The sequence below is a fragment of the Paenarthrobacter sp. AB444 genome (assembly GCF_028736865.1).
GTDB lineage: Bacteria > Actinomycetota > Actinomycetes > Actinomycetales > Micrococcaceae > Arthrobacter > Arthrobacter nicotinovorans_B.
In genome coordinates, this window is the sequence record NZ_JAQZBY010000001.1 from 442349 (window position 1) to 464140 (window position 21792).

Consider the following 21792-nt stretch of genomic DNA (forward strand, 5'->3'; position numbering starts at 1 on the left):
GTGTGCAGGGGCACGAAATGAAACTTGAAGTTTTTCTTCAAGAAAATGTCCATGAACTGCCGCTTTTATTTGAACGTCCAGCGGTGCACTCTGGAGACATGCCCTCCACTGAAACCACTCTCCGTTACACCAACCCGGCTGCACGTCTGTGGCGGACCCCCTCGCCCGCCTCCGCACTCGCCTACCACCAAACCCTCGAAGGCTACGCGCCCACCCCTCTGACTTCCCTCCCGGAATTGGCGGCCGAAATTGGAGTAGGACACGTTCTTGTCAAGAATGAATCCGACCGCCTTGGCTTGCCTGCCTTCAAGATCCTCGGCGCATCCTGGGCGGTCTGCCGCGCGATCTGTGAGCGGTTCAACCTCGACGTCGACGGCATCACCGTCCCTGAACTGCGCGACTTCCTTGTGAGCCATGTTGCCACGGGGCAAGCCCCCATCCTGGTGACAGCCACCGACGGTAACCACGGACGTGCGGTCTCGCGCATGGCCAAACTCCTGGGCTTGGCGGCACGCATCTACATCCCCATGGGACTCAGCGACGCGGCCGTCGAAGGGATCCAGGGCGAGGGAGCCGAACTGGTACCCCTACAGCTCACTTACGACGAGGTGGTAGAAGCCGCCGCCCAATCAACAGAAGGCAATCCCAGGGACCTCTTGGTACAGGACACGTCCTGGCCTGGATACGAGGACATTCCCCGCTGGATCGTCGACGGGTACACCACCCTGTTCACTGAAATTGATCAACAACTCGCAGCTCTGGGGTACCCAGGTCCCGACCTTGTAGCATGTCCGGTCGGAGTAGGATCCCTGGCCCACGCACTGGTGGATTACTACCGAAGTGAAGGACACCCGCGCCCGTCACTGTTGAGCGTCGAACCGGCCACTGCCGCGTGCATCGCCCGATCACTGCTCGCCGGCGCGCCGGTCACCGTGGACACCAGCTTCCCGTCCATCATGTCCGGACTGAACTGCGGAACACCCTCCGAGCTTGGTTGGCCTTCACTGTTGGCCGGCCTCGACGCCGCAGTGTCCGTGACGGAAGACGAATGCCGCCAGGCGGTCTTGGACCTTGTGGAACTTGGACAGGACGCCGGCCCGTGCGGGGCGTCCACGTTGGCCGGGGTGCGCAACGCGCTCAAAGGCGAGGGACGCCGTCGTGAACTAAATATCGGACCGGAATCCATCATTGTCCTGGTCAGCACCGAAGGCCTCGCGGCCAACCCTCTCCGCTAAGGAAAAACCGCAGATGACCACTGATTCCGATACCACCATTGCTATCCCCCACGTCATGAACCCGGCCGAACTGCTCCAAGATCTGGTCCGTATCGACTCGGTCAACCCCGGCCTCGTATCGGGGGCAGCCGGAGAGTCTGAGATAGCCAGCTACGCCTCCGCGTGGCTTGAAAGTCACGGCTTCACGGTTACGCGCTTGGAGCCCGAACCGGGCAGGCCCTCCGTAGTTGGCGTCGCCGCGGGCACCGGCGGCGGAAAGAGCCTCATGTTCAACGGGCACCTGGACACCGTAACGCTTGCAGGGTACGACGGCGACGCGCTTGACCCCGTCGTCAAGGACGGCAGGATGTTCGGGCGAGGAGCGTTCGACATGAAGGCAGGTATTGCCGCCATCATGGTGGCGGCAGCTACCGCCGCAGCCCGTCCCCACCGGGGCGACATCATCGTCGCCCTCGTAGCCGACGAGGAATACGCCAGCGCAGGCACCGAAGAAGTGCTCCGCCACTTCAGGGCTGACGGTGCCATCATCGCCGAACCCACCCACGAAGACGTCGTGATCGCCCACCGCGGCTTCGCATGGTTTGACGTCACGATCCACGGCACAGCGGCCCACGGCTCACGGCCCGATCTCGGTGTGGACGCCATCGCCAAAGCCGGATGTTTCCTCACCGGCCTGGACAATCTGGCAGCAAAACTAGCCGCCGGTCCGAAGCACCCTACCCTGAAGACAGGAAACATCCACGCTTCCTTGATCCGCGGCGGGGAAGAAATTTCCAGCTATCCGGCCGAATGCACCATCTCCCTGGAGCGCCGTACCGTTCCAGGCGAGAACGCCGATACCGTCGAAGCCGAGCTGCGGGCCATACTGGACCACCTTTCCGCCACCGACCCCGACTTCCGCTACACCCTCAGCCGGGGACTCGAGCGGCAGCCCTTTGATGTCCCGGCCGAAGAACCCATCGTCCAGACCCTCCTGGCGGCCGCCAAGGAGGTCTCTGGAAAGGACCTGACACTGCGCGGCGAAGCGTTCTGGACCGACGCAGCCCTCATGCTCGAAGCCGGTATTCCGGGACTTCTGTTTGGCATCGACGGCGGCGGGGCCCACGCAGCAACCGAATGGATCGAGCTGGATTCCCTCGACCGCATCACCTCGATCCTGACCACCACCACCATCAACTATTGCAAGTAAAGGACCCCATGCCTCAGACAGCGCCTTCCACGGAACTGCATGCACAAACCAGGCAGCGCCTGCACCAACTCGGACTGGAACTGCCAACAGCGTCCGCGCCCGTAGCCAGCTATGTGCCGGCCACCAGGATCGGAAATACTGTCTACACCTCCGGACAACTCCCCCACGAGAACGGCGTCCTTGCAGGGACAGGCAAGGTCGGCGCCGACGTCACTGTTGAAGAAGCTTCGACATTGGCCGCAACCTGCGTCCTCAACGCACTCGCTGCTGTATCCGGGATGGGCAACCTCGACCATGCCCGCATCGTCAAAGCTGTCGTCTTCGTTGCCTCCGCTGCCGGTTTCAACGCGCAGCCTGCGGTGGCCAATGGTGCCAGCAACCTGCTGCTTGACATCTTCGGCGGCCGCGGCGACCACGCCCGATCGGCCGTCGGAGTTGCCGAACTGCCGCTGAACGCGCCAGTGGAAGTGGAACTCATCGTAGAGTTTTCGTGAAAGCGTCATTTACGGCGTTCAACGAACCGAGGCGGAAAGGCCGCACATGCTGAATGTCGGCAGGCTAAGGGTCTTGCGGGAACTACACCATCGCAAGACCCTTTCGGCCGTGGCCGAAGCCCTCTCCTACAGCACCTCTGCCGTTTCGCAACAAGTACGCCTCCTCGAGAAGGAAATAGGCGTCGCCTTAGTCGAACCAATGGGGCGCCGGCTGCAACTTACACCACAAGGCCTGGCCCTCGTGGCACACGCGGAAAAAATATTGGACATGCTTGAACGGGCGGAGGCGGACGTATCAGTTTCCCTCGACCAAATCCGCGGGACAGTGAAAGTCGCAGCTTTCCAAACCGCGGCGCTGACCTTCCTGCCTCGGATGACGTTGGAACTGCAGGAACTGCATCCGGAGCTTTCAATCGAGTTTCATCAGGGTGAACCTGAAGTGACCCTCCCCGCTCTGAACTCGGGCGAATACGACGTAGTCATCACCGAGGCCTACCCCGGGTTTCCTGCGCCATCATTGCCGGGGATTGCCTACCAACCACTCTTTGAAGACGCCCTGTGGCTAGCTGTTAACGCAGAATTGGCAAGCATTCTCGACCCCACTACGGGATTGATCCGACAACTCGCCGGAACAGGCTGGGCCGTCGAAGCTCTGGACTCGGTACCCCGGACCTGGGTGATTAATGAATGCCGCAAGAACGGCTTCGAACCGCGGATCGTATGCTCCACCGAAGACCTTGCGGTCCAGCGACGGTTCGTCGAAGCCGGCCTCGCAGTAGCCGTCCTGCCCGGTCTTGCCCTCGAGGAGGGATCGCCCAACATACGGAGGTTTCCCACAGGGCTCGGCATTCAAAACCGCGAGATCCTCGCAGCCTACCGCAAGGCGTCTGAGAAGAGGCCCGCCCTCGGCGCAGTACTCTCGGCCTTTCACCGCGAAAGTGCGAAGTACTGATCTACCTGATACGCGTTGAAGCATGCGATGGCGTCACACTCTCGCCGTAACCCGATGGCCAGGCCGTCTTTGATCCCGTGGGAATCCGAGCCTCACCACAAGCAAGCTGTTTACCGTGAAAGTTGGGTGATTCACCCCTTAGGACCTCATCCGAGCCTCGCCCCGTTAGTCCGCCAACGCGGCTCGGACACGGTCAGTCAGGGTCGGAACCGTCTGAACCAATCGGTCCAACGGGTACCTAAATCTCAAGGCACTTACGCTGATGGCGCCGGTTGGCACGGTGGTCAGGAAGGAAAGTACCGCATGGAAGTAGACGTAGCCGCGGGAATTTCCGGCCCTTGGATCCTCAAGTGCTTCGGTGCGGCTGATCGCCTGAATGAACCGTACGGACGTCTCTGCAAAAAATCGCGTGGCCTGGGGGAATCGTTCTAATTGCGGGGAGAAGCGGTTGTCGACCGAGGAATCAGTTCGGGGTGCATGAGAGTGTGAACTGCGCTAGTGCGCCCACCGATGCGTTCCAGAAGGAGCCGAGCTACTTGTTGACCCATTTCGAGGCCCGACTGGTCGACGGTGGTCAGGTCAATTGGGCCAAACGATGAGGCATTTGAATTATCGAATCCGACGAGTGAGTAAGTGTCAGGAACCGTGCGTCCTTGGTTCCAAAGTTCGCTGATCATCCCGAGCGCGACTATGTCAGCGCCCGCGAATACTGCTGTCGGAGGCCGGTCTTGTGCGTCTATTAGTCGAACCGCCTCTTTGCCCCCTTCCTGACTCCACGGCCCCTCAACAACTACAGCTTCATCGAGCAGGTGCCGGCGGTCCATCGCATCGAGGAAGCCAGCGAGCCGGACCATCTCCGGCCGGCTTGAGTCCGGATCGTCCCGGTCACGCGCTACAAAGCCAATTCGACGGTGCCCGAGCCCCACTAGATAATCAACGACAAGCTCGGATCCTAGTGAGTCGTCGGCCGACACAGAGTCCAGGGACGGACTTTGGCTGTGCAGACCGACGATCGCTAGCGGGATTTCGCGAGCCACTCGTTCGAGATGCTCCTCGCTGAGGATTGGTGCAACCAAGATGAGCCCGTCCATCTGGTGGTCGATGAGAGCATCAACAGCGTCAGCTTGAGACCCAGTTTCATAACCCGCCGGTGTGATCATGAGCTCGTAGCTGTTCGGCCGGATCACACTGGAAATGCCTCGGGCCAAGATGCTGAAGAACGGGTTGTCAATGTCGGACACCATCATTCCGAGGGTGAAAGTCCGCCCTCTCATGCCTCGTGCCGGTCGGGAAGGTCGGTAGCCGAGCTCGTCCATAGACGCTTGAACGCGTTGGCGCATGGACTCGCTGGCGCCGTAAGCATTGCGCAGCACCTTCGAAGCGGCTGCGGTGGACACACCGGCGTGCTTCGCGACGTCCACGATTGTGACGCGCTTCCGCCTAGCCTTAGCCGGCCTGTTCGTGCCCTCCATCAACTACCTCCTTATGAATAATCCCCGAACAAGCAGAATGCTATCCAACGACGATGCCTGGTAAGGGGCAGCGCCTGGCCTCAACGCTTACAACGACTTGGACGTGCCACCGGGCACGGAAACGTGTGGCTAAGGGGCAACCCTCTCAACTATTCTTAAGGATCATTGACATCGCCGCGTGGCGCGAGGAACGCTTCTAGTTTCCGTTTCGACGTCATTCAAGACTCACGCTTCCCTGAGTTGGAAGCAGAGCCGAGGCTGTCCTAGTGCTCATCATGACGCGCAGCAGAGCCTTCGTCGTTCGCTTTAGTCGGCATGTCCCGGTCCCACAGTCCTGAGGATCCGGACCGCTTGCGCGTGTATGGGATGTTCTCGTGCCGCAAATCCTCGGCCGCCCTCCATATGTGTGGCGATGATGAAAGTGAAGTCGGTAGCTGGCCGGTCTAGGTATTTGCTCGCGATTCGCAAGGCTTGGGACTCCCCGCGGGGCGTGAGACCGGCAAGCGTCATCGCGGAAAGCAATCTATTCCAAACATCCTCGTGGTCAATGAGGTCCCTGATGGTCGCGTTCGTGAGGTCACATTGCGTTTTTGCGTGGGGGTCGTCAACTGTCCAGGTGTGGACGCCATGGCTCACCAGTACCGCCTCCGTGGAACCCGGAATCTCGACATCCGCCTGTACTCCCGCAGGAATCGAGGTCGTCAGATGGAACTTTCCATCGGCCCTTTCCCACGCCACAGAAATCTCGCCGAAAGGGCTGACGTGGCGGGCGGAAGCGTGGGAAAGTGCTCTGGGCGGCAGGGGCGCCACGCGGACACGACGGTAGCCGGGGGCGGCGGGGGCGAGGCCAGCGACGGTCCTGTGCAGTGTGTCGGCAACTGCGCCCAAGGCGTAATGGTTGAACGACGTCATTTCGCCAGGGTTGATGGAACCGTCCGGGAGCATGCTGTCCCAGCGCTCCCAAATCGTGGTTGCCCCCATAGTCACTGGGTAGAGCCACGAGGGGCAATCTGTTTGAAGCAACAAGCGGTATGCAAGGCCGGCGTAGCCGTTATTGATTAGCGCGTCGCAGATGAGAGGCGTTCCCACAAACCCGGTCGCAATTCTGAATCCACCGATTCTAACCATGTCGGCGAGGCGCTGAGCAGCAACGGCGCGCTGACTGGCGCTCGGCAGAAGGTTCCACTCGAGGGCGAGGGCGTAGGTGGTTTGGGCTTCAGATACAACACGCCCTGACGGGGTGACGTACGCGGCGGCGAACGCTTGACGTACACGATGCGCTAGATCGCGGTAGTGTTCTGCCAATTCGGTGTCGCCAATGACCTCCGCCGTCTGCGACACTATCCACGCAGAACGTGCGAAGTGGGCCGTCGCCACGACCTCTGCAGCTGCCTTCGCATCCGCGGGATCGTGAGGCGATGCGTTCGGATCCAACCAATCACCAAACTGGAATCCACTGTTCCAGAGCAGGCTCGGACCTGCCAGTGAAGCTATACGGTCAACCCACGCACGCATACTTGGCATTTGACGGCGGAGAATGCCAACATCTGCAGTTCGCTGATATAGCGTCCAAGGAACGATCGTCGCGGCATCTCCCCACGCCGCGGCCTCTGGGTCTTGGACGTTGGTCCTGTTGACGTTGGGGATGACGTGCGGAATGCCACCGTGCTCGTACTGCTCGAATGCCAGGTCCGCCAACCAGGATGTCACCAGGCCCGAGACATCGTAGAGAAACTGGGCGGTAGGTGCAAAAATCTGGAGATCGCCGGTCCAGCCCAAACGTTCGTTTCGCTGGGGGCAGTCAGTCGGGATATCTATGAAGTTTCCTCGTGTACTCCAGATGACGTTCTCGTGTAACTGGTTGAGCAGAGCGTTTGAGGACTGGAACCATCCCGTCCGGCGGAGGTCTGTACCCACCACTACTTGCGTGATGTCCCCGGCCTTTAGCTCGGCAACACCGGTGATCTCGGCGTACCGGAAACCGTGCAAGGTGAGTTCGGGTTCAAGGATTGCTTCGTCTTCGCCTGCCATGATGTAGGTGTCCGTAGCGCGGGCGGAACGAAGCGGACGGGTGCCGAGTTCTCCGCCTTCCAGGACCTCGGCGTGGCGCACAACGATCTCAGAACCACGCTTCAAACCACTGACCCGCAAGCGTACCCATCCAACGGCATTTTGACCGAAGTCGACGAGCGTGCGACCACTCGGAGAAGTCCAGATCGTAGCTGCCGGGTTCTGGCCCGTCGGGCGGACGGGAGCGGCGGAGGGCGCGACCAGGGCCGCGGTTGCAGCCGGTACAACCTCGACAGCCACACGCTTTGATGTCTCAGAACTCCGACGGAAGTCCGTGGTCTGCCCGTTGTAGAGGTCATCGGAGACGATCTGGCTCTCGAACGCTGTCCACGACGCATCTGTTGCGATGCAATGGGTCTCCCCGTCGACCGTGGTGATCTCGAGTTGCGCGCAGAGTGCGAGTCTGTCGCCGTACAGGGCCTGCTCGTTCATGTACCCCAGATACCCGCGGTACCAGCCGTTACCGAGTAGTGTGCTGAAGGTGTTATCTCCTGCTTGCAGGAACTCGGTGACATCATAAGTGAAGTAGCGCAGACGGTCGTCATAAGACGTCCATCCTGGCGCGAGAACGGAGTCATCAAGGCGGGAACCGTTGATCACGGGCCGGTAAATGCCGTGCGCCGTCGCGTACAGGCGCGCTGACCGGACCGGCGCGCTGAGTTGAAATGACCGCTCTACGATGGGCGCCGGCTCATCGAGGCCCGCGATGCCGACAGGACTAATGAACTCCGCCGACCAGTCCGACGCGTCTAACAATCCCACTTCGAAGGAGGACGTGGCCCCCCAGGGGCCCCAGCTCTGGCCGTCCGAGACACGGAGCCGGACGGACGCCGCTTCCCTGGATCCAAGGGCAGGTGCGGGCCAGTCGATCAGTATCTGGTCCTGACCCGTCAGCCGGTACACCATAACACCGTTGCTGGTTGTGACCTCCACTTCCGTGGAGCGCTGCGCAAATGAAGCTTCAGCGTCAGCTAACGACCAGCTTAGGCGCGGCGCGCCTGTCCCCACGCCCAGAAGACGCGAGGTGGGCGCGAAGTGTTCGAAGCGGGGTGCGCTGGGCACTGCTGTCGTAGTCATTAACTTCTCCAGAATCGGCGATGAACGCCGGAAAGTATCGGGGCTGCAGAGATAGAGCCCAGGACGTGTCGCGAGTGCTGAACGCGGAATTCGCCGCTGTTCGTTCTTTGTCTCTTGGGCAGAAACCGCCTCCTTGAGGACGCAGCGGGCCGAGAGACCGTATTGGCTGCGCAACACCTTTGGAGAACGTTCTACAAGTAGGCTAAGTGATGCAGAGTAGCCACGCAAGTGCAGATTCCGGAGAAAAGGGTGCGCCTGGGCAGATCGACAGCTGTGAGCCGTTGCGTCGGCGCTCAGTTCGCGGTGATCTAGCCATACACCGACGGGTAAAGCAGAAGCAACGGCGGAATTATCCGCCGTCGCTTCCCCTGTGTGCGGTCGCCAACCGTCGGATCTGTTACATAACACCTGAGATCCGGGTGCGGTGCCTTCTGGGTTTGTTCCGAAGCTGGGTACTTGCGCCTGTGCCGGGCTCTGTCAGTGATGCGCTGTCAATCGGTTTCGGGCCCTTGGCAGTAAAAGCACCCATCATCACATTCGGCGCCTCCTTCGCCCCCGCTAGCTTCAGCATGTAGCGTTGCTCCTGCGGCTGTCACCATCGAACTGCAGCGCCGCTGTAGTTTTGCCGTGCTTCGGCGGCGGAGTAACTGATCCTCTGCCATTGCACAGGCGCATTTTGGATTGAGGGCATCATTGATCCCCTGACAATGTATCTGGGTTCGTTTCCACTTCCGTCGGCCTCCCACCACCCGGTGGCGGGACAGTGTTCGCCCGTTAATGTTTTCCGTGGTTCGACCTGCCGGGCGGAGGTGGTCTTGGGCTGGCGGCGTTTCATTTTCTTTCTTTCGTAGTCGGCGGCAACCAGGTCGGCTGCCTGCTGAGTGCGGACAGCATCTCGACGCTCACAGGGAAAGCCCGAGTCCTGAACTGTCCAAGGGATTTGCTATTCGTCGTCGGTTCCTCGTACCCCTACAACAACGGGGAAGGGTCCTGTGAGGCCTTGGCGCTCCTGTGCTGCTTTGAAAATTCCCTTGCGGGCGCAGTACCAGCCGAGAACCAGCAATGGAACAAGCAGAACCGTCGATGCAAGGACCCAACGCCCAGTCTCTGAAAATCCCATGGAAACCAGAACGAAGGCGAGGAAGGCAAGGGTCAGGTAGGAGGTGAACGGCGCACCCATGAGCCGGAAGGCAGGCCGTTGGACTTTACCTTCCTTAGACCACTTTTGGAGCCTGATTTGGCAAAGCATGATTGTTGCCCAGCCTCCAATGATGCCGAGCGCGGAGATCTCGAGGACAATCTCAAACGCCTTGGAGGGGAACGCGGCATTGAGTCCCACGCCAAGGAGCGTGATCACTGAGGTGAGCAAGATGCCTCCGTAGGGTACGCCATTCTTGCTCATCTTTGCTGTGAATTTTGGTGCCGAGCCATTGACCGCCATCGAGCGGAGAATCCGTCCAGTGGAGTAGAGGCCAGCATTCAAAGCAGACAGTGCCGCCGTAAGGACAACGAAGTTCATGACAGATGCAGCCGTTGCACCGGCATTCTCGGACCCAATGTGGGCGAAGAAGGTAACGAAGGGGGATTCTCCAGCTTTGTATGCGCTGAAAGGCAAGAGCATGGACAGCAGCAAGACAGAGCCGACGTAGAAGATTGCGATCCGGAAAACAACAGTGTTGACGGCTTTGGGCATCACCTTATGCGGGTCTGCGGTTTCGCCGGCAGCCGTGCCGATCAGTTCTATTGCGGCGTAGGCAAAGACAACACCGCTAATGGCCAGAATTGGTGCAACCGCCCCCATCGGGAAGACGCCGCCGTTGTCAACGATGACCGAGAGCCCCGTCGCTCCCGAAGTTGTCTGCCCGCCGAACACGATGAACAGAACGCCGATAATCAGGAAGGCGACCAGGGCAACGACTTTAATCAAGGCGAACCAGAATTCCATTTCGCCGAAGAGCTTGACCGAGAGGAGGTTGAGTGTCAGGACAATAACAAGGGCAACCAACGCCAGAAGCCACTGGGGAGCTTGTTCGAGAGGCGCAAAGTAGGGTGCCCAGAACTTCAAATAGAGGGCAACAGCAGTAACGTCCACGATGGAGGTCATCGCCCAGTTAAGGAAGTACAACCATCCGGCAGCAAACGCCATCTTTTCCCCGTAGAACTCCCGGGCATAGGAAACAAAAGACCCGGAAGAAGGGCGATGCAGCACAAGCTCCCCGAGCGCACGGAGTATGAAGAAGGCGAAGACGCCACAGACTGCATAAACGAGGAGCAACGCCGGACCGGAGTTGTGCAGCCTTGCCCCGGCTCCCATGAACAGCCCCGTGCCGATAGCACCCCCCATCGCAATCATCTGGATCTGGCGAGGCTTGAGGACCTTCCGGTAACCGGAGTCTTCACTGGCGAAGTCCTGGACGGCGAGAGCTTCATCGCCCAACCGTGCTCGTGAATTCTGCAGGATGTCGGCAGGGTCATCGCTAACTGGTGGCTGCGCGGAAGCAGGCCCGCGTCTGTCTGGGGGGATATTGGACATGATTCATCCTTAGGGAGGTGGTGACGGAACATAGTGGTACGACCACTCCGGGTGTACCCGGTCAGTGGTTGTTGGAGGGTTTTGAGAGCTCAAAGTGCCTGATCAGTCGCGACACGCCATCGTCGATGCGCGAACTGTCGCTTGCGAAGCACCACCGCAGGTAGCCCTCACCTTCTTGACCGAATGCGATACCGGGCGCTAGTCCCAGCCCCACGGAACTGATCAGGTCTTTGCAGAACTGAAGGCTGTCCCTTACTCCCTCAACGCGGAAGAAGCTGTACATTGCTCCTCGTGCCGGGGCGGCCAGCTGAACCTGCGGAACGCTGCCAAGGGCGGCAGCCAGGTGGTCGCGGGAAGCTTTGAGCCGGGCGACCGTGTCGGCGATCATGGGTTCTCCGTTTTCAAGTGCGAACAGTGCCGCCGCCTGGACGAAGCCCGGGACGCAGGTCGTTGAGAACTCGATGAGTTTAGATATCTCGGGCATCATCTGGCGAGGTGCTAGCAACCAACCAATACGCCATCCAGTCATGAGCCACGTCTTCGAGAAGGAGTTAGTAGTGATGACGCGATCGGATTCGTGGGAGATGTCGAGGAATGACGGTGCCGCGGGCCCGTCGAAGTAGTAGCGCTCGTAGACCTCGTCAGAGATGATCCAGATCCCCAGTTTTCGGCAGTGTTCCAGAATTTTCTGCTGGTCTTCGCGAGAAATGACCCAACTTGTTGGGTTGTTCGGCGAGTTAATGACGAGCACCTTGGTGTCAGGAGTCAGTGCGGCAAGCAGCTTATCAACGTCCAGGTACCAGCCGCTGGCACTGAAATCGAGTGAGACGGATTCCACGTATGCACCGTAGACCTTGGGCATCTCCACGACATTGGGCCACAGCGGCGTGACTGCCACGACCCGGTCCCCCACTGTGACCAAGGCCTGCATTGCCGTCATGAGCGCAGAGGTACCTGAGCTTGTGACGGCAATCTGCTCAGCGTCGCCCCGGCCATGGAGGCGACGAGCGTACCCGGCCAAGGCTTCTCGGAGCGTGGGTACGCCCAGACCTTGCGTGTAGAACACGTTTCCGGCGTGGAGTTCAGCAATGGCAACGTCCCGAATGGCCTGGGGCGTGGCAACGTCCGGCTCGCCGAACCAGAACGGGAGCACTCCGGGCTTGCCCATTCCGGCGTTGGCGACATCGCGGATCTTGGACGATCTCAGATTCCGCACACCTTCGCGGGCTCGCAGATCGAGTTCATGGACGATGGCTTGGTCAAACACGGAGAAACCTCTTCGGAAGGACGGATGTTCTCTCGATCGGCCTGGATCGAGACTAGAAAGTGATTCGGGCAACACTATGCCGCCTGTCAGCCTCGAACGTCAAGTATTAATGGCGAACAACGTGACAAATGAATCACTGTTGCCAACCGATGCCATTCAAATGTACTGTCTGATGTCATAGAGATGGACAGCCAAAATACTCACGGTTTGTTACCTGAGCTCCCTGGAGTCGATTGGTCGCCTAGCCCGAACGGTCCGGAACTACGGTGTAACCCGCCGCGACGGGTTGCTTAGGTACGCAACTGTTCATCTATTGGTCCCGCATCAAACCCAAGGAATCTGCATGAACACCACGATCGACGAACTGACGTCACATGTGCAGCGTGCAAACCGTGCCTTCGAAGCTGCACGGTCTGCCGCTCCATCGACCCGCGCTGGATGGTTGGAAGCCATCGCGGTGGCACTCGGCGACCAGGAGGAGCCCCTGATCCAGGCCGCAGCTCTTGAGACGCACCTGCCTGCAGGCCGGCTGGCTGGGGAGTTGAAGCGTACGATCTTTCAGCTGAGACTCTTCGCGGATGAGATCCTGAAGGGCGAGCACTTCGACGCAACCATTGACGAGGCGGATGCCAATTGGGGCATGGGACCACGTCCCGACCTGCGCCGGCTGAACGTCCCTTTGGGTGTGGTTGGAGTATTTGGCGCTTCGAATTTTCCGTTTGCATTCAGCGTCATCGGAGGGGACAGCGCCTCGGCCCTGGCGGCAGGATGTGCGGTGGTGCACAAGGCCCACGATGCCCACCTCAGCCTTGCCACGCTGACGGGTGAAATCGTCACGACAGCATTAGCAGCTGCCGGCGCACCGACTGGGCTTTTTGCTCTGGTCAGCGGCCGTGAAGCGGCCGGAGCTCTGATCGACCACCCGCTGGTGAAGGCCATTGGATTTACTGGTTCAACCGCCGGCGGACGAGCCCTGTTTGACAGGGCCAACCGCCGCCCGGAGCCTATACCCTTCTTCGGCGAGCTAGGGGGTATCAACGCCGTCGTAGTTTCAGAAGGCACATGGAAAGAGCGGCGGGAAGAGACCCTGCATGGCTATGTTGATTCCTTCACTTTGGGGATGGGCCAATTTTGCACTAAACCCGGGCTTCTGCTCATTCCTTCCGGTGACACGGAGGAAGTTCGGCGGACGTTGTCTGATGCGGTGGCCGGCGTAACCCCGGGCCGCATGCTCAGCGACAATCTCCAAGCCGGCTACGTCAACGCTGTCAAGAGGGTCCGAAGCTCAGCTGCCGTGGACGTCCTAGTCGAGGGCGACTTTACCGACAAGCCGAAACCGACGCTTCTGCACACGACGGCTGCAGAGGCTCTGACCGACCCGGGCGTTTTGACGGAAGAGATGTTTGGCCCAGCGAGTGTGATCGTGGAATACACCGGGCAGACCGAGCTTTTGGATGTTATCCAGGCGCTCGAAGGACAGCTCACGACGACCGTTCATGCTGAACCCGGCGAGGACCTGTCCCCCATCCTCACGCGACTCGCGGACATCAGCGGACGCGTAATTTGGAACTCCTGGCCGACCGGAGTGACCGTCAGCTTCGCCCAACACCACGGCGGCCCCTACCCGGCTACAACCTCGACCACCACCTCGGTCGGGACTGCAGCAGTTCGTCGGTTTCTGCGACCCGTGGCATATCAGGGTCTCCCGCAGGAGTTCCTGCCCGAACCAGTGCGATCCGACAACCCATGGAATGTACCGCAACGAATCAACGGCGTTTGGGTACGCCCCTACGAAAGTGAAACCTCCCAGTGACTGAAATCGTTTACCCCGTAGTTCCTGCCGATGCCGGGGAGGCACTGCTGATCGGAAGGGTGTGGGATCCGCTGACATCCGGCCCCCGGGTCGTGGCCGTTCAAGGCGATGGCGTGTACGACCTCAGTGAACTTTGCGGAACCGTCTCCGAGCTCCTGGAGCGCAACAGCCTTCGAGAAGACATTTTGGAAGCGCTCCTGGTTCCTCGTTGGGAGCTCGATGACATCATCCAGGCCTCTCTCGCGCAGGATACGGCGGAGCCCCACCTTCTGGCCCCAGTTGACCTGCAGGTAATCAAGGCATGCGGTGTGACGTTCGTAGACAGCATGATCGAGCGCGTCATCGAGGAGCGCACAGGCGGGGATCCTGCATTGGCGGCCCAAGCCCGAGATCTCGTCAGTGATGCGCTCGGTGACAACATCGCTTCTGTCCGGCCGGGATCCCCGGAAGCGGCAAGGGCCAAGGCCGTTCTTCAGGAACAGGGCTTGTGGTCTCAATACCTGGAAGTGGGCATCGGTCCGGATCCGGAAGTCTTTACCAAGGCTCCGGTGATGTCCTCGGTCGGCATTGGTGCTGGAATCGGAGTTGCCAGGTCATCCTTGTGGAACAATCCTGAACCGGAACTTGTCCTCATCGTTAACTCGGCAAACCAAATTGTCGGAGCCACACTCGGAAATGACGTGAACCTTCGCGACGTGGAGGGACGCAGTGCCTTGCTTTTGGGAAAGGCCAAAGACAACAACGCCTCCAGCTCACTGGGACCGTTCATTCGTCTTTTCGACGACAATTTCAGCCTCGAAACCCTGAGGTCTGAAGAGATCCTGCTGCACGTGGCCGGTAAAGACGGATTCACCCTTGAGGGTCGGAACAGCCTGGCCAGGATCAGTCGCCCCTTCGAAGAACTGGTCGCTGCTACCAGCGGCGATCACCACCAGTACCCTGATGGCTTCGCTCTCTACACTGGCACCCTTTTCGCGCCGACGACAGACCGTGACGATGCCGGACAAGGCTTCACGCACAAACGAGGCGATGTTGTCAGTATCCACAGCCCGCACCTCGGTACCCTCGTGAACACCGTCGCCGCAGCTGAGGAACTGCCGCGCTGGACTTTCGGCGTCGGTGAACTGTTTCGCTACCTGACTGCCCAGAACAGAGCCGCTTCCCAGCACTGAGACAGGTGCGGAGGAAACTCGACATATTCCAAGCGTCAAGCAATTCAGTCGTGTGAAAATTCATTTGATCGGAAAACGTGAGGAGAAGAAGACAGGCGTACTAGGCTCATTCAAGAATCTACAACGCACCAGATGAGGGAGAGCAATGTCCGAGTCCAAGCAGCGAGCAGTAAGTGCGCCACACGGAAAAGCAATAGCCCCGGGCGGCGCCTTGGAAGAGATGCCCGATGAGGTCGACGTTGACGACATTGATCTTTCACTCCTGTCTCTGCTTGCCAACGATTCGCGGGCCTCACAACGACAACTTGGCAGGGCCGTCGAGATGTCTCCGTCGGCTGTGGGTGAACGCTTGGCAAGGCTGGAGCGCCTTGGCGTCATTAAGCAGTACACCGTTTCACTGGACTGGGCACGGCTAGGCTATCCCGTCGTCGTTCATATGCCGGTCGTTGCCGTTACGGGAACAGATATCGGTGAAATCGTCCAGGCTTTGACGGCCCTGCCGGAGGTTGAGTATGTCAGCGTCGTTTCCGGAGCCTACGACCTACTGGCTCAGCTGAGGGTCCGCGATCACCGACACCTCAGTGAACTCCTCCTGGAGCGAATCTGGCCCATCCCCACCGTGCAGCGCACGGAAACCTTGCTTTGTCTGGCTGCCACGAAGCAGCGGCCACTGACCGTAAAACTGCTGGAACAGCTGAGGGCTCAGACCTAGGCTGCTCCACTCAATTGCCATGAAGGACACCTTGTGCAGGAAAATCCCCTAAAAGCCAGTCTACTCAACAACTCGCCGACCCTGGGATGTTGGCTGACCCTGGACTCGACGGCGGTCGCCGAAGTCCTTGCTCACTGCGGCTTCGAATGGCTCGTCATAGACATGGAACATGGGCCCAGCAACGAAATATCGGTGACCCAGCAGATTCGTGCCATCGAGTCCGCAGCCGCCCGCGGAATAAACGTAAGCCCTGTCGTCAGGGTTACCGCCAACGACCCGTCCTACGTCAAACGGGCAATGGACGCTGGCGCGTCCAACATCCTCTTTCCGAACATCATGACCGCGGCCGAAGCGCGCTTGGCCGCCCAGTCGATGCGCTACCCGGTCGGACACCAGGCCGGATCCCGTGGCGTAGCCGGAATCGTCCGCGCAGCAGGATATGGGATGAACCCCGCCCTGGTAGCAAGTGCCAATGATCGAGCATGCACCATTGTCCAAATTGAATCCGCCGAGGCCGTGGACAATGTCGAGGAAATTGCCCGTGTCGACGGCGTCGACTGCCTCTTCATCGGACCTGCAGACTTGGCTGCCAGCCTGGGTCACTTCGGCGATGCCCGCCATCAGGACGTGCAGCACGCCATCATCACCACAATCAAAGCCGCCGAAGTTGCGGGCAAGGCCACTGGCATTTTTGCTGTGAGCCCCGAGGAAGTCAGGCATTACAGGAACCTGGGAGTCAGCTTTATCTCCCTTCATTCGGACGTAGCATGGCTCGCCAGTGGAGCATCCTCCGCTCGGGCCATGACGGAGGACGAACAGGCCACGAGCTTGACCCCGACGTACTAGTCCGGACGGACCGTGCGCCGGTCAGTGCCCTCGCAACAAGCACTGACCGGCTGCTCGGTCCGATTCCGCGAACGCGGCCAGCGGATGGTCCAAAGAACCTCAGTCCCTGAGGCCCTAGCTGCCATGGCTCGATGGGGTTCTTCGAACTAAGTCCGCCTACAAACTCCTTCGCTCACCAAGAGTGGATCATGGCCTGGACCGCCGAATGGGTGAGCACAGCAACCGGCCCACAACGCGTGCATAGGCATACCGTGAATCCAGTTACCGACGAGGCACCCTTCTCTCAGGCGCTCCGCTCGTCTGAGCTCGCCAGATCGCGCCCCATCTCGCACCTCCAACTCCCCTCCCGCGCGTTGCATTCACTTGCCCGCCACGGAATCCTCAACATCGGTGTGCTGATTACGTGGTCTCGTAGTGAGCTGCGCCGAGAGGTCATAGGACTTGGGGACAAATCCCTGGACACAATCGAGTCCTCTCTTGCCACTCAAGGTCTAAGCCTGTCCTTAGAGCCAGCCGCTGGCCGCCCGCAGTCCTTCACGCCACTGACGAACGCCAGGCACATCAGAAACCACAACACCTGGACCAACTCGGAGGATTTAACCAACTAATGGTCCGCCGTCCGGTCCTCATGCAGCCCGGTCTGCTGACGTATCATCTGGAACCTGTCACCACCAAGAACAGCCAGCCTTGACTTTTAACCTTGTTAGCGCTAACAATTGCCTATCTTGATGTTCATGAGCATCCATGATCGCTGAATTCGAGGAAGCCGGCCGAGGCGAATCCGTCGCTCTCGTCGCGTCGTCCGGATCCCAGCCGCCCCTGAGCTGGTAATCAATCAAAAAGAAAGCAATCGCATGCGCCCAAGGATCCAAATCGTGGACGGTTCCCTCCACATCGACGATCAGCCATTCACTGTACTCGGAGCAGAACTGCACAATTCAAGCTCCAGCACCGCGGCTTTGATTAAGACAGCTTTCGAAACGGTCAATGCGGTAGGTGCGAACACCGTTTTGGCACCCGTCTCCTGGGCCCAGATGGAGCCTGTCGAAGGCCGGTTCGATTTCACGTTGACCTCCACCATGATCGCCGAAGCCCGCAAGCGGGGACTCAAACTCATCATCCTCTGGTTCGGCTCCTGGAAAAACGGACAGTCCAGCTACGCCCCTGAATGGGTCAAACGGGATACGACCCGATTCCCCCGCTGCAGCACGCTGCAGGGACCCTTGGAAGTCCTTTCCCCTTTTAGCGATGCCGCTTCCCAGGCCGACGAGATGGCTTTTGCCGCCCTGGCAGAACACATCAGCGTCGAGGATAAGGACGGCGCTGTGATTATGGTGCAGATCGAGAATGAAGTTGGGTTGCTTGGCGACGGTAGAGACCGAAGCGCACTCGCCGAAGAGCGCTGGCACTCTGTCGTACCCGACGCAGTTGTGCGCTCTCTTGAAGACTTCCCTGACAGCCCTCTCCGCAGGGAATGGCAGAAGCACGGCCATCTGGATTCGGGTACCTGGCCTCAGCTCTTTGGCGAGAACGATGCAGCCGAAGAGGCCTTCATGGCTGGGGCATACGCACAGTATGTTCAGCGTTTGGCAGAAGCTGGCAGGCGACACCTCCCGGTACCCTATTTCGTTAATGCGTGGCTCGATGCCCCGCTGCCGCACCCCCAAGAAGAAGGGGCTTCCGATTCTGCGTTGGCAGGCGGACAGCGCCCGGGGGAATACCCGAGCGGCGGACCAGTTTTGCGGGTGACGAACATCTGGCGAGCCTGTGCGCCCAGCTTGAGCCTCTTGTGTCCAGATGTTTACTTCGGAAACTTCGACGAGATCTGCGCAGGCTACGGGACGGCATCATCAGGTCTCTTCATTCCCGAAATGCGGCGAGACGTGACGGGTGTGGCTCAGATGTTCTGCGCCATCGGTCAATTCCGCGCACTCGGTGTTTCGCCATTCGGTGTGGACTCTTTAGACACTGATACCGACGAGGGCCGAATCCTGATCGATGGTTACCAACTCCTGGGACGCGCAGGACAGTTTCTTTACGGTCATGACAAAGAGCGCCGACAAACGGGCGGATTCATGCTTCTGGATACCGAAGAGGCCACCACCCTTAACTTTGACGACTACCAGGTATCAGTAACCGCTCACGCGCCGTTCGGAGGCCGGTCCCAGGAGCCGGGGTACGGTCTGATAATTCAAGAAGTTCCGAACTGCTTCGTGGTGATTGGCAGGGGTTTCACCGCAGGATTTCGTGCGAATGATGGGGCCAACGCTGGAATTCTGGACGTGGCGGAGCTGGATGAATCGGACGAAGTCATCAGCTGGCGCAATGGCGATGAAAGCGGTGCCGGACAGGCGGTCCGATTCAGCAGTTTGCATGGAGAAGCGGGGTCCCCACTGCCGATCCCAATATGGTCGAAGTCGTCAGGTGTCATGCGTGTCAGGTTGTACAAATACTGACGCGAATATGCTTCCGGGGGCAGCCTTCAACGGCTGCTCCCCCGGTTGGCATACCGAACAGCTATCTTCGTTCCGGAGGCGCCATTACAGGGAATGTGGCGTGAAGGCACCGCAATTTGGACGGTTGGACTGACGAGTCAAGTGGCCCGGTCAGGCGATATTTGTAGCTCCTTGCTCCGTCCGCCTGGCAGCCGCAGCAATGGCGCCGGCGATGTCTTCCGGTATCCCGATCGAACGAAGGAGATATCGCAGATGCGCGTCCACATCCATTGACTTGTCGTAGAACCATTGCACCAATAGCCCCTCAGTGGCGGCCTGGATCAGCGCGGCGGCTAGATCGACGTCGGTGTCCTCTGGCAGGCGGTCAGATTCCTTGAGCAACTGAAGCGTGGCCCCAATAACCTCTCGAATGGATTCGTACCTGGCGCCGAAAAAGGAATGCGCTGGGTGATCTGGCTCTGTGGCATCGGCACTCAACCTGAGCGTTAGTTCAAGAAGGCCAGGGGAACTGGCAGAGGCGCCAGCAGCTTCCACGACTCGCTCCGTGAACGAGCGCTGTAGTTCCTGCGGCTCATGGTTGATTGTCGCCGCTAGCAGCTCGTCGCGGTGCCTCAGGATCTCCATGAACAAGTTGTCCTTGGACCCAAAGTAATGCAGCAAACCGTTCTGGCTCAGCCCCACCGCATCGGCCAGTTCCTTGACTGTTGCATTGGAGTAGCCGTTCCGATTGATCACCTCCAGAGCCGTATTCAAGATTTCTGCGCGCTTCTCAATGCCCTTTCGGTACGGGCCCCGTGCTGCCATAACTGCGATTTTACGGTGCCAGCCTCGACTGCTCAAAATCGCATAGCATGCGGTTTCACTTGCAAGAACCAAATCCGCATGTCATGCTGTTTTCAACTAGCCGATCAAGTGACTGGTTTCACAGCGTCGGCCATCATCACTGTCGATGGGACTTTGGCATGACTGGCACTACGGCGACGACGCCGAAAAAATCTGAATCTTCACTCCGCGAGGTCGTTCTCGATCCCTTGGCGCCGGGTATGTCCCCGCTGCTGGTGAGGGGCAAGCGTTCACGGCGTTACCTGACGTGGTACACCATCCTCACGGCGGCAACCACCATGGTGTGGGGCGCAATACTCAACATCGTCTTGCCGAATCACGTTCAAATGTTGGAGTTTGGCACCTGGTTCACGGGCGCGGACGCAACGTTGGACTTGCAGCAGCTCGCTCTGCTGCAACAGCAGGTCGTTGACGGTCTTGTGAGCCCGTCGGCGGAGCAGGCTCGACAGCTCGCTCTTCTTGCGGACTTCAACGCAGCTCGCGCGCAATCCCTCTCGGTCATCACATCCGTCGGCGTTGTGCTGACCATGCTCCTCCAGCCTGTCATCGGCGTCCTCGCTGATCGAACACGGAGCCGTTGGGGCCGCAGGGCCCCTTGGATCCTATTTGGGACGGTGATAGGTTCCGCCTTGCTGTCCTTGGTCCGCTTTGCTCCTTCGATTGCCGTACTTGCAGTGCTCTTCATGCTTGCTCAGGCTGCCCTCAACGTCGCCCTGGGTCCACTTGCAACTACTGTGGCTGACCGCATGCCCGAGCATCGCCGGGGCACTGCCTCCGCTTTGGGGGGCTTTGGGAACTTCTTCGGTGGCCTGGTAGGTGGGCTTGGCGCAGGTGCGTTCTTTGCAACCATGGGCCTCGACCTCTACTTCGTCGTCTCCATGATCGTCACACTTGTCGGGATCATTTTCGTGCTTGCCGCACGCGATGGATCATCCAAGGAACTGCACGTTGAGAAGATCAACTGGAAAGACTTTTTGGTCGGTTTCACCATAGCCCTTAAGTCGCCAAAGTTCCGGTGGGTTTGGGTCGCTCGCATCCTGCTGACCTTTGGCTACACGGTGTCTACGGCACTCAGCCTCTACATGCTGCAGAGCTTTGTAAAGCCCGCTCTCAGTCAAGCTGAAGCGACCCAGACAGCCCCACTTCTGATGCTTGCCGGCATACCGGTCACAATCCTGGCAATTTTCGTTGCCGGTCGGCTCTCTGATAAAACGGGCAAGCGGAAGATCTTTGTCATCGTAGCCTCAGCCCTCATGGCCCTCTCCATGCTGATCCCGCTGCTAATGCCTACTGTCCCCGGACTGTTCGTTCAGGCCATCGTCGGCGGCTTTGCCTTCGGCATTTACCTCCCCGTCGACCAAGCACTCTTCATCGACGTTCTGCCGGACCAAAGTGCTGCCGGGCGGGACCTCGGCGTCGCAGGCCTCGGATCAAACCTCGGCCAGGCAGTTGGACCGATCCTGGCTGGTCTGATCGTCTCGATCTCAGGCGGCTATGCGGGTATATGGGTAGCCGCCTTCGTGCTGGTTGGCCTAGCAGCGGTAGTCCTGTTGCCGCTGAAGGGCATCAGGTAATTCGACAGCCTAGACATCTGGGCGACCGGCTAACCACGCCCGCCTCGAGTACGTAAAACCCTTAAATAAATTCTGAGTCGATCGACT

General features: G+C 59.5%; 16 protein-coding genes and 1 pseudogene. 12 read left to right on the top strand and 5 right to left on the bottom strand.

From position 1 onward, the window contains the following. Positions 1-98 precede the first annotated feature (98 nt). The 5 genes and pseudogenes from PQ627_RS02050 to PQ627_RS02065 all read left to right on the top strand — a co-directional run bounded on the left by PQ627_RS02050 (position 99) and on the right by PQ627_RS02065 (position 3870). On the top strand, positions 99-1235 hold the full coding sequence (locus tag PQ627_RS02050; protein ID WP_274258148.1) for a diaminopropionate ammonia-lyase: 1137 nt from the start codon (positions 99-101) through the stop codon (positions 1233-1235). 13 nt (positions 1236-1248) lie between these two features. Next, on the top strand, positions 1249-2424 hold the full coding sequence (locus PQ627_RS02055) for an ArgE/DapE family deacylase (RefSeq protein ID WP_274258149.1): 1176 nt from the start codon (positions 1249-1251) through the stop codon (positions 2422-2424). An 8-nt stretch (positions 2425-2432) separates the two neighbouring features. Continuing rightward, positions 2433-2918, top strand: a complete 486-nt coding sequence (locus tag PQ627_RS02060; protein ID WP_274258150.1) for a RidA family protein — start codon at positions 2433-2435, stop codon at positions 2916-2918. A gap of 46 nt (positions 2919-2964) precedes the next feature. After that, a pseudogene (locus PQ627_RS19985) lies at positions 2965-3138 on the top strand (helix-turn-helix domain-containing protein); the annotation flags it as partial. 48 nt (positions 3139-3186) lie between these two features. Next, complete coding sequence (locus tag PQ627_RS02065) at positions 3187-3870, top strand: LysR substrate-binding domain-containing protein (protein WP_274258151.1); 684 nt, start codon at positions 3187-3189, stop codon at positions 3868-3870. 428 nt (positions 3871-4298) lie between these two features. Here the strand turns inward: PQ627_RS02065 and PQ627_RS02070 are convergent, their stop codons facing one another. From PQ627_RS02070 to PQ627_RS02085, 4 genes are all read right to left on the bottom strand, one after another. Next, complete coding sequence (locus PQ627_RS02070) at positions 4299-5342, bottom strand: LacI family DNA-binding transcriptional regulator (RefSeq protein WP_274258152.1); 1044 nt, start codon at positions 5340-5342, stop codon at positions 4299-4301. 306 nt (positions 5343-5648) lie between these two features. Continuing rightward, a complete protein-coding gene (locus tag PQ627_RS02075) occupies positions 5649-8489 on the bottom strand; it encodes an alpha-L-rhamnosidase (protein WP_274258153.1) in 2841 nt (946 codons plus the stop codon). Between the two features lie 943 nt (positions 8490-9432). Next, positions 9433-11022, bottom strand: a complete 1590-nt coding sequence (locus PQ627_RS02080) for an amino acid permease (protein WP_274258154.1) — start codon at positions 11020-11022, stop codon at positions 9433-9435. 61 nt (positions 11023-11083) lie between these two features. Then, on the bottom strand, positions 11084-12289 hold the full coding sequence (locus PQ627_RS02085; protein ID WP_274258155.1) for a pyridoxal phosphate-dependent aminotransferase: 1206 nt from the start codon (positions 12287-12289) through the stop codon (positions 11084-11086). A gap of 343 nt (positions 12290-12632) precedes the next feature. On the opposite strand from PQ627_RS02085, the gene PQ627_RS02090 reads away from it, so the two are divergent. From PQ627_RS02090 to PQ627_RS02110, 6 genes are all read left to right on the top strand, one after another. Continuing rightward, complete coding sequence (locus tag PQ627_RS02090) at positions 12633-14102, top strand: aldehyde dehydrogenase (NADP(+)) (RefSeq protein WP_274258156.1); 1470 nt, start codon at positions 12633-12635, stop codon at positions 14100-14102. Beyond that, the gene (locus PQ627_RS02095; RefSeq protein ID WP_274258157.1) at positions 14099-15274 is read left to right on the top strand and encodes a fumarylacetoacetate hydrolase family protein; all 1176 of its coding nucleotides are present in this window, start codon (positions 14099-14101) and stop codon (positions 15272-15274) included. Before PQ627_RS02090 ends, PQ627_RS02095 begins: the two co-directional genes overlap by 4 nt. Before the next feature lie 145 nt (positions 15275-15419). Next, positions 15420-15986, top strand: a complete 567-nt coding sequence (locus PQ627_RS02100) for an Lrp/AsnC family transcriptional regulator (protein ID WP_274258158.1) — start codon at positions 15420-15422, stop codon at positions 15984-15986. Positions 15987-16019: 33 nt separating this feature from the next. Then, positions 16020-16832: an HpcH/HpaI aldolase family protein gene (locus PQ627_RS02105; RefSeq protein ID WP_274258159.1), complete on the top strand. Its 813-nt coding sequence runs from the start codon at positions 16020-16022 to the stop codon at positions 16830-16832. A gap of 188 nt (positions 16833-17020) precedes the next feature. Further along, positions 17021-17440: a DNA-directed RNA polymerase subunit alpha C-terminal domain-containing protein gene (locus tag PQ627_RS19990; RefSeq protein WP_443192735.1), complete on the top strand. Its 420-nt coding sequence runs from the start codon at positions 17021-17023 to the stop codon at positions 17438-17440. 267 nt (positions 17441-17707) lie between these two features. Continuing rightward, complete coding sequence (locus tag PQ627_RS02110) at positions 17708-19288, top strand: DUF5597 domain-containing protein (protein ID WP_274258160.1); 1581 nt, start codon at positions 17708-17710, stop codon at positions 19286-19288. A 150-nt stretch (positions 19289-19438) separates the two neighbouring features. Here PQ627_RS02110 and PQ627_RS02115 read toward each other — a convergent pair whose 3' ends face one another. Continuing rightward, positions 19439-20092 carry a TetR/AcrR family transcriptional regulator gene (locus tag PQ627_RS02115; protein ID WP_274258161.1) on the bottom strand — a complete coding sequence of 218 codons (654 nt, stop codon included), beginning with the start codon at positions 20090-20092 and terminating at the stop codon, positions 19439-19441. 158 nt (positions 20093-20250) lie between these two features. Here PQ627_RS02115 and PQ627_RS02120 point away from each other — a divergent pair, with 158 nt between their 5' ends. After that, positions 20251-21705, top strand: a complete 1455-nt coding sequence (locus PQ627_RS02120; protein ID WP_274258162.1) for an MFS transporter — start codon at positions 20251-20253, stop codon at positions 21703-21705. The last annotated feature ends 87 nt before the right edge of the window (positions 21706-21792 follow it).

Excerpts from the sequence above, each read along its gene's own strand:
- PQ627_RS02065 (WP_274258151.1), top strand. The coding sequence starts at position 3,187 with ATGCTTGAACGGGCGGAGGCGGACGTATCAGTTTCCCTCGACCAAATC.
- PQ627_RS02075 (WP_274258153.1), bottom strand. The coding sequence starts at position 8,489 with ATGACTACGACAGCAGTGCCCAGCGCACCCCGCTTCGAACACTTCGCG.
- PQ627_RS02100 (WP_274258158.1), top strand. The coding sequence starts at position 15,420 with ATGTCCGAGTCCAAGCAGCGAGCAGTAAGTGCGCCACACGGAAAAGCA.
- PQ627_RS02090 (WP_274258156.1), top strand. The coding sequence starts at position 12,633 with ATGAACACCACGATCGACGAACTGACGTCACATGTGCAGCGTGCAAAC.
- PQ627_RS02080 (WP_274258154.1), bottom strand. The coding sequence starts at position 11,022 with ATGTCCAATATCCCCCCAGACAGACGCGGGCCTGCTTCCGCGCAGCCA.
- PQ627_RS02070 (WP_274258152.1), bottom strand. The coding sequence starts at position 5,342 with ATGGAGGGCACGAACAGGCCGGCTAAGGCTAGGCGGAAGCGCGTCACA.
- PQ627_RS02120 (WP_274258162.1), top strand. The coding sequence starts at position 20,251 with ATGACTGGCACTACGGCGACGACGCCGAAAAAATCTGAATCTTCACTC.
- PQ627_RS02060 (WP_274258150.1), top strand. The coding sequence starts at position 2,433 with ATGCCTCAGACAGCGCCTTCCACGGAACTGCATGCACAAACCAGGCAG.
- PQ627_RS02050 (WP_274258148.1), top strand. The coding sequence starts at position 99 with ATGCCCTCCACTGAAACCACTCTCCGTTACACCAACCCGGCTGCACGT.
- PQ627_RS19990 (WP_443192735.1), top strand. The coding sequence starts at position 17,021 with ATGGCCTGGACCGCCGAATGGGTGAGCACAGCAACCGGCCCACAACGC.
- PQ627_RS02055 (WP_274258149.1), top strand. The coding sequence starts at position 1,249 with ATGACCACTGATTCCGATACCACCATTGCTATCCCCCACGTCATGAAC.
- PQ627_RS02115 (WP_274258161.1), bottom strand. The coding sequence starts at position 20,092 with ATGGCAGCACGGGGCCCGTACCGAAAGGGCATTGAGAAGCGCGCAGAA.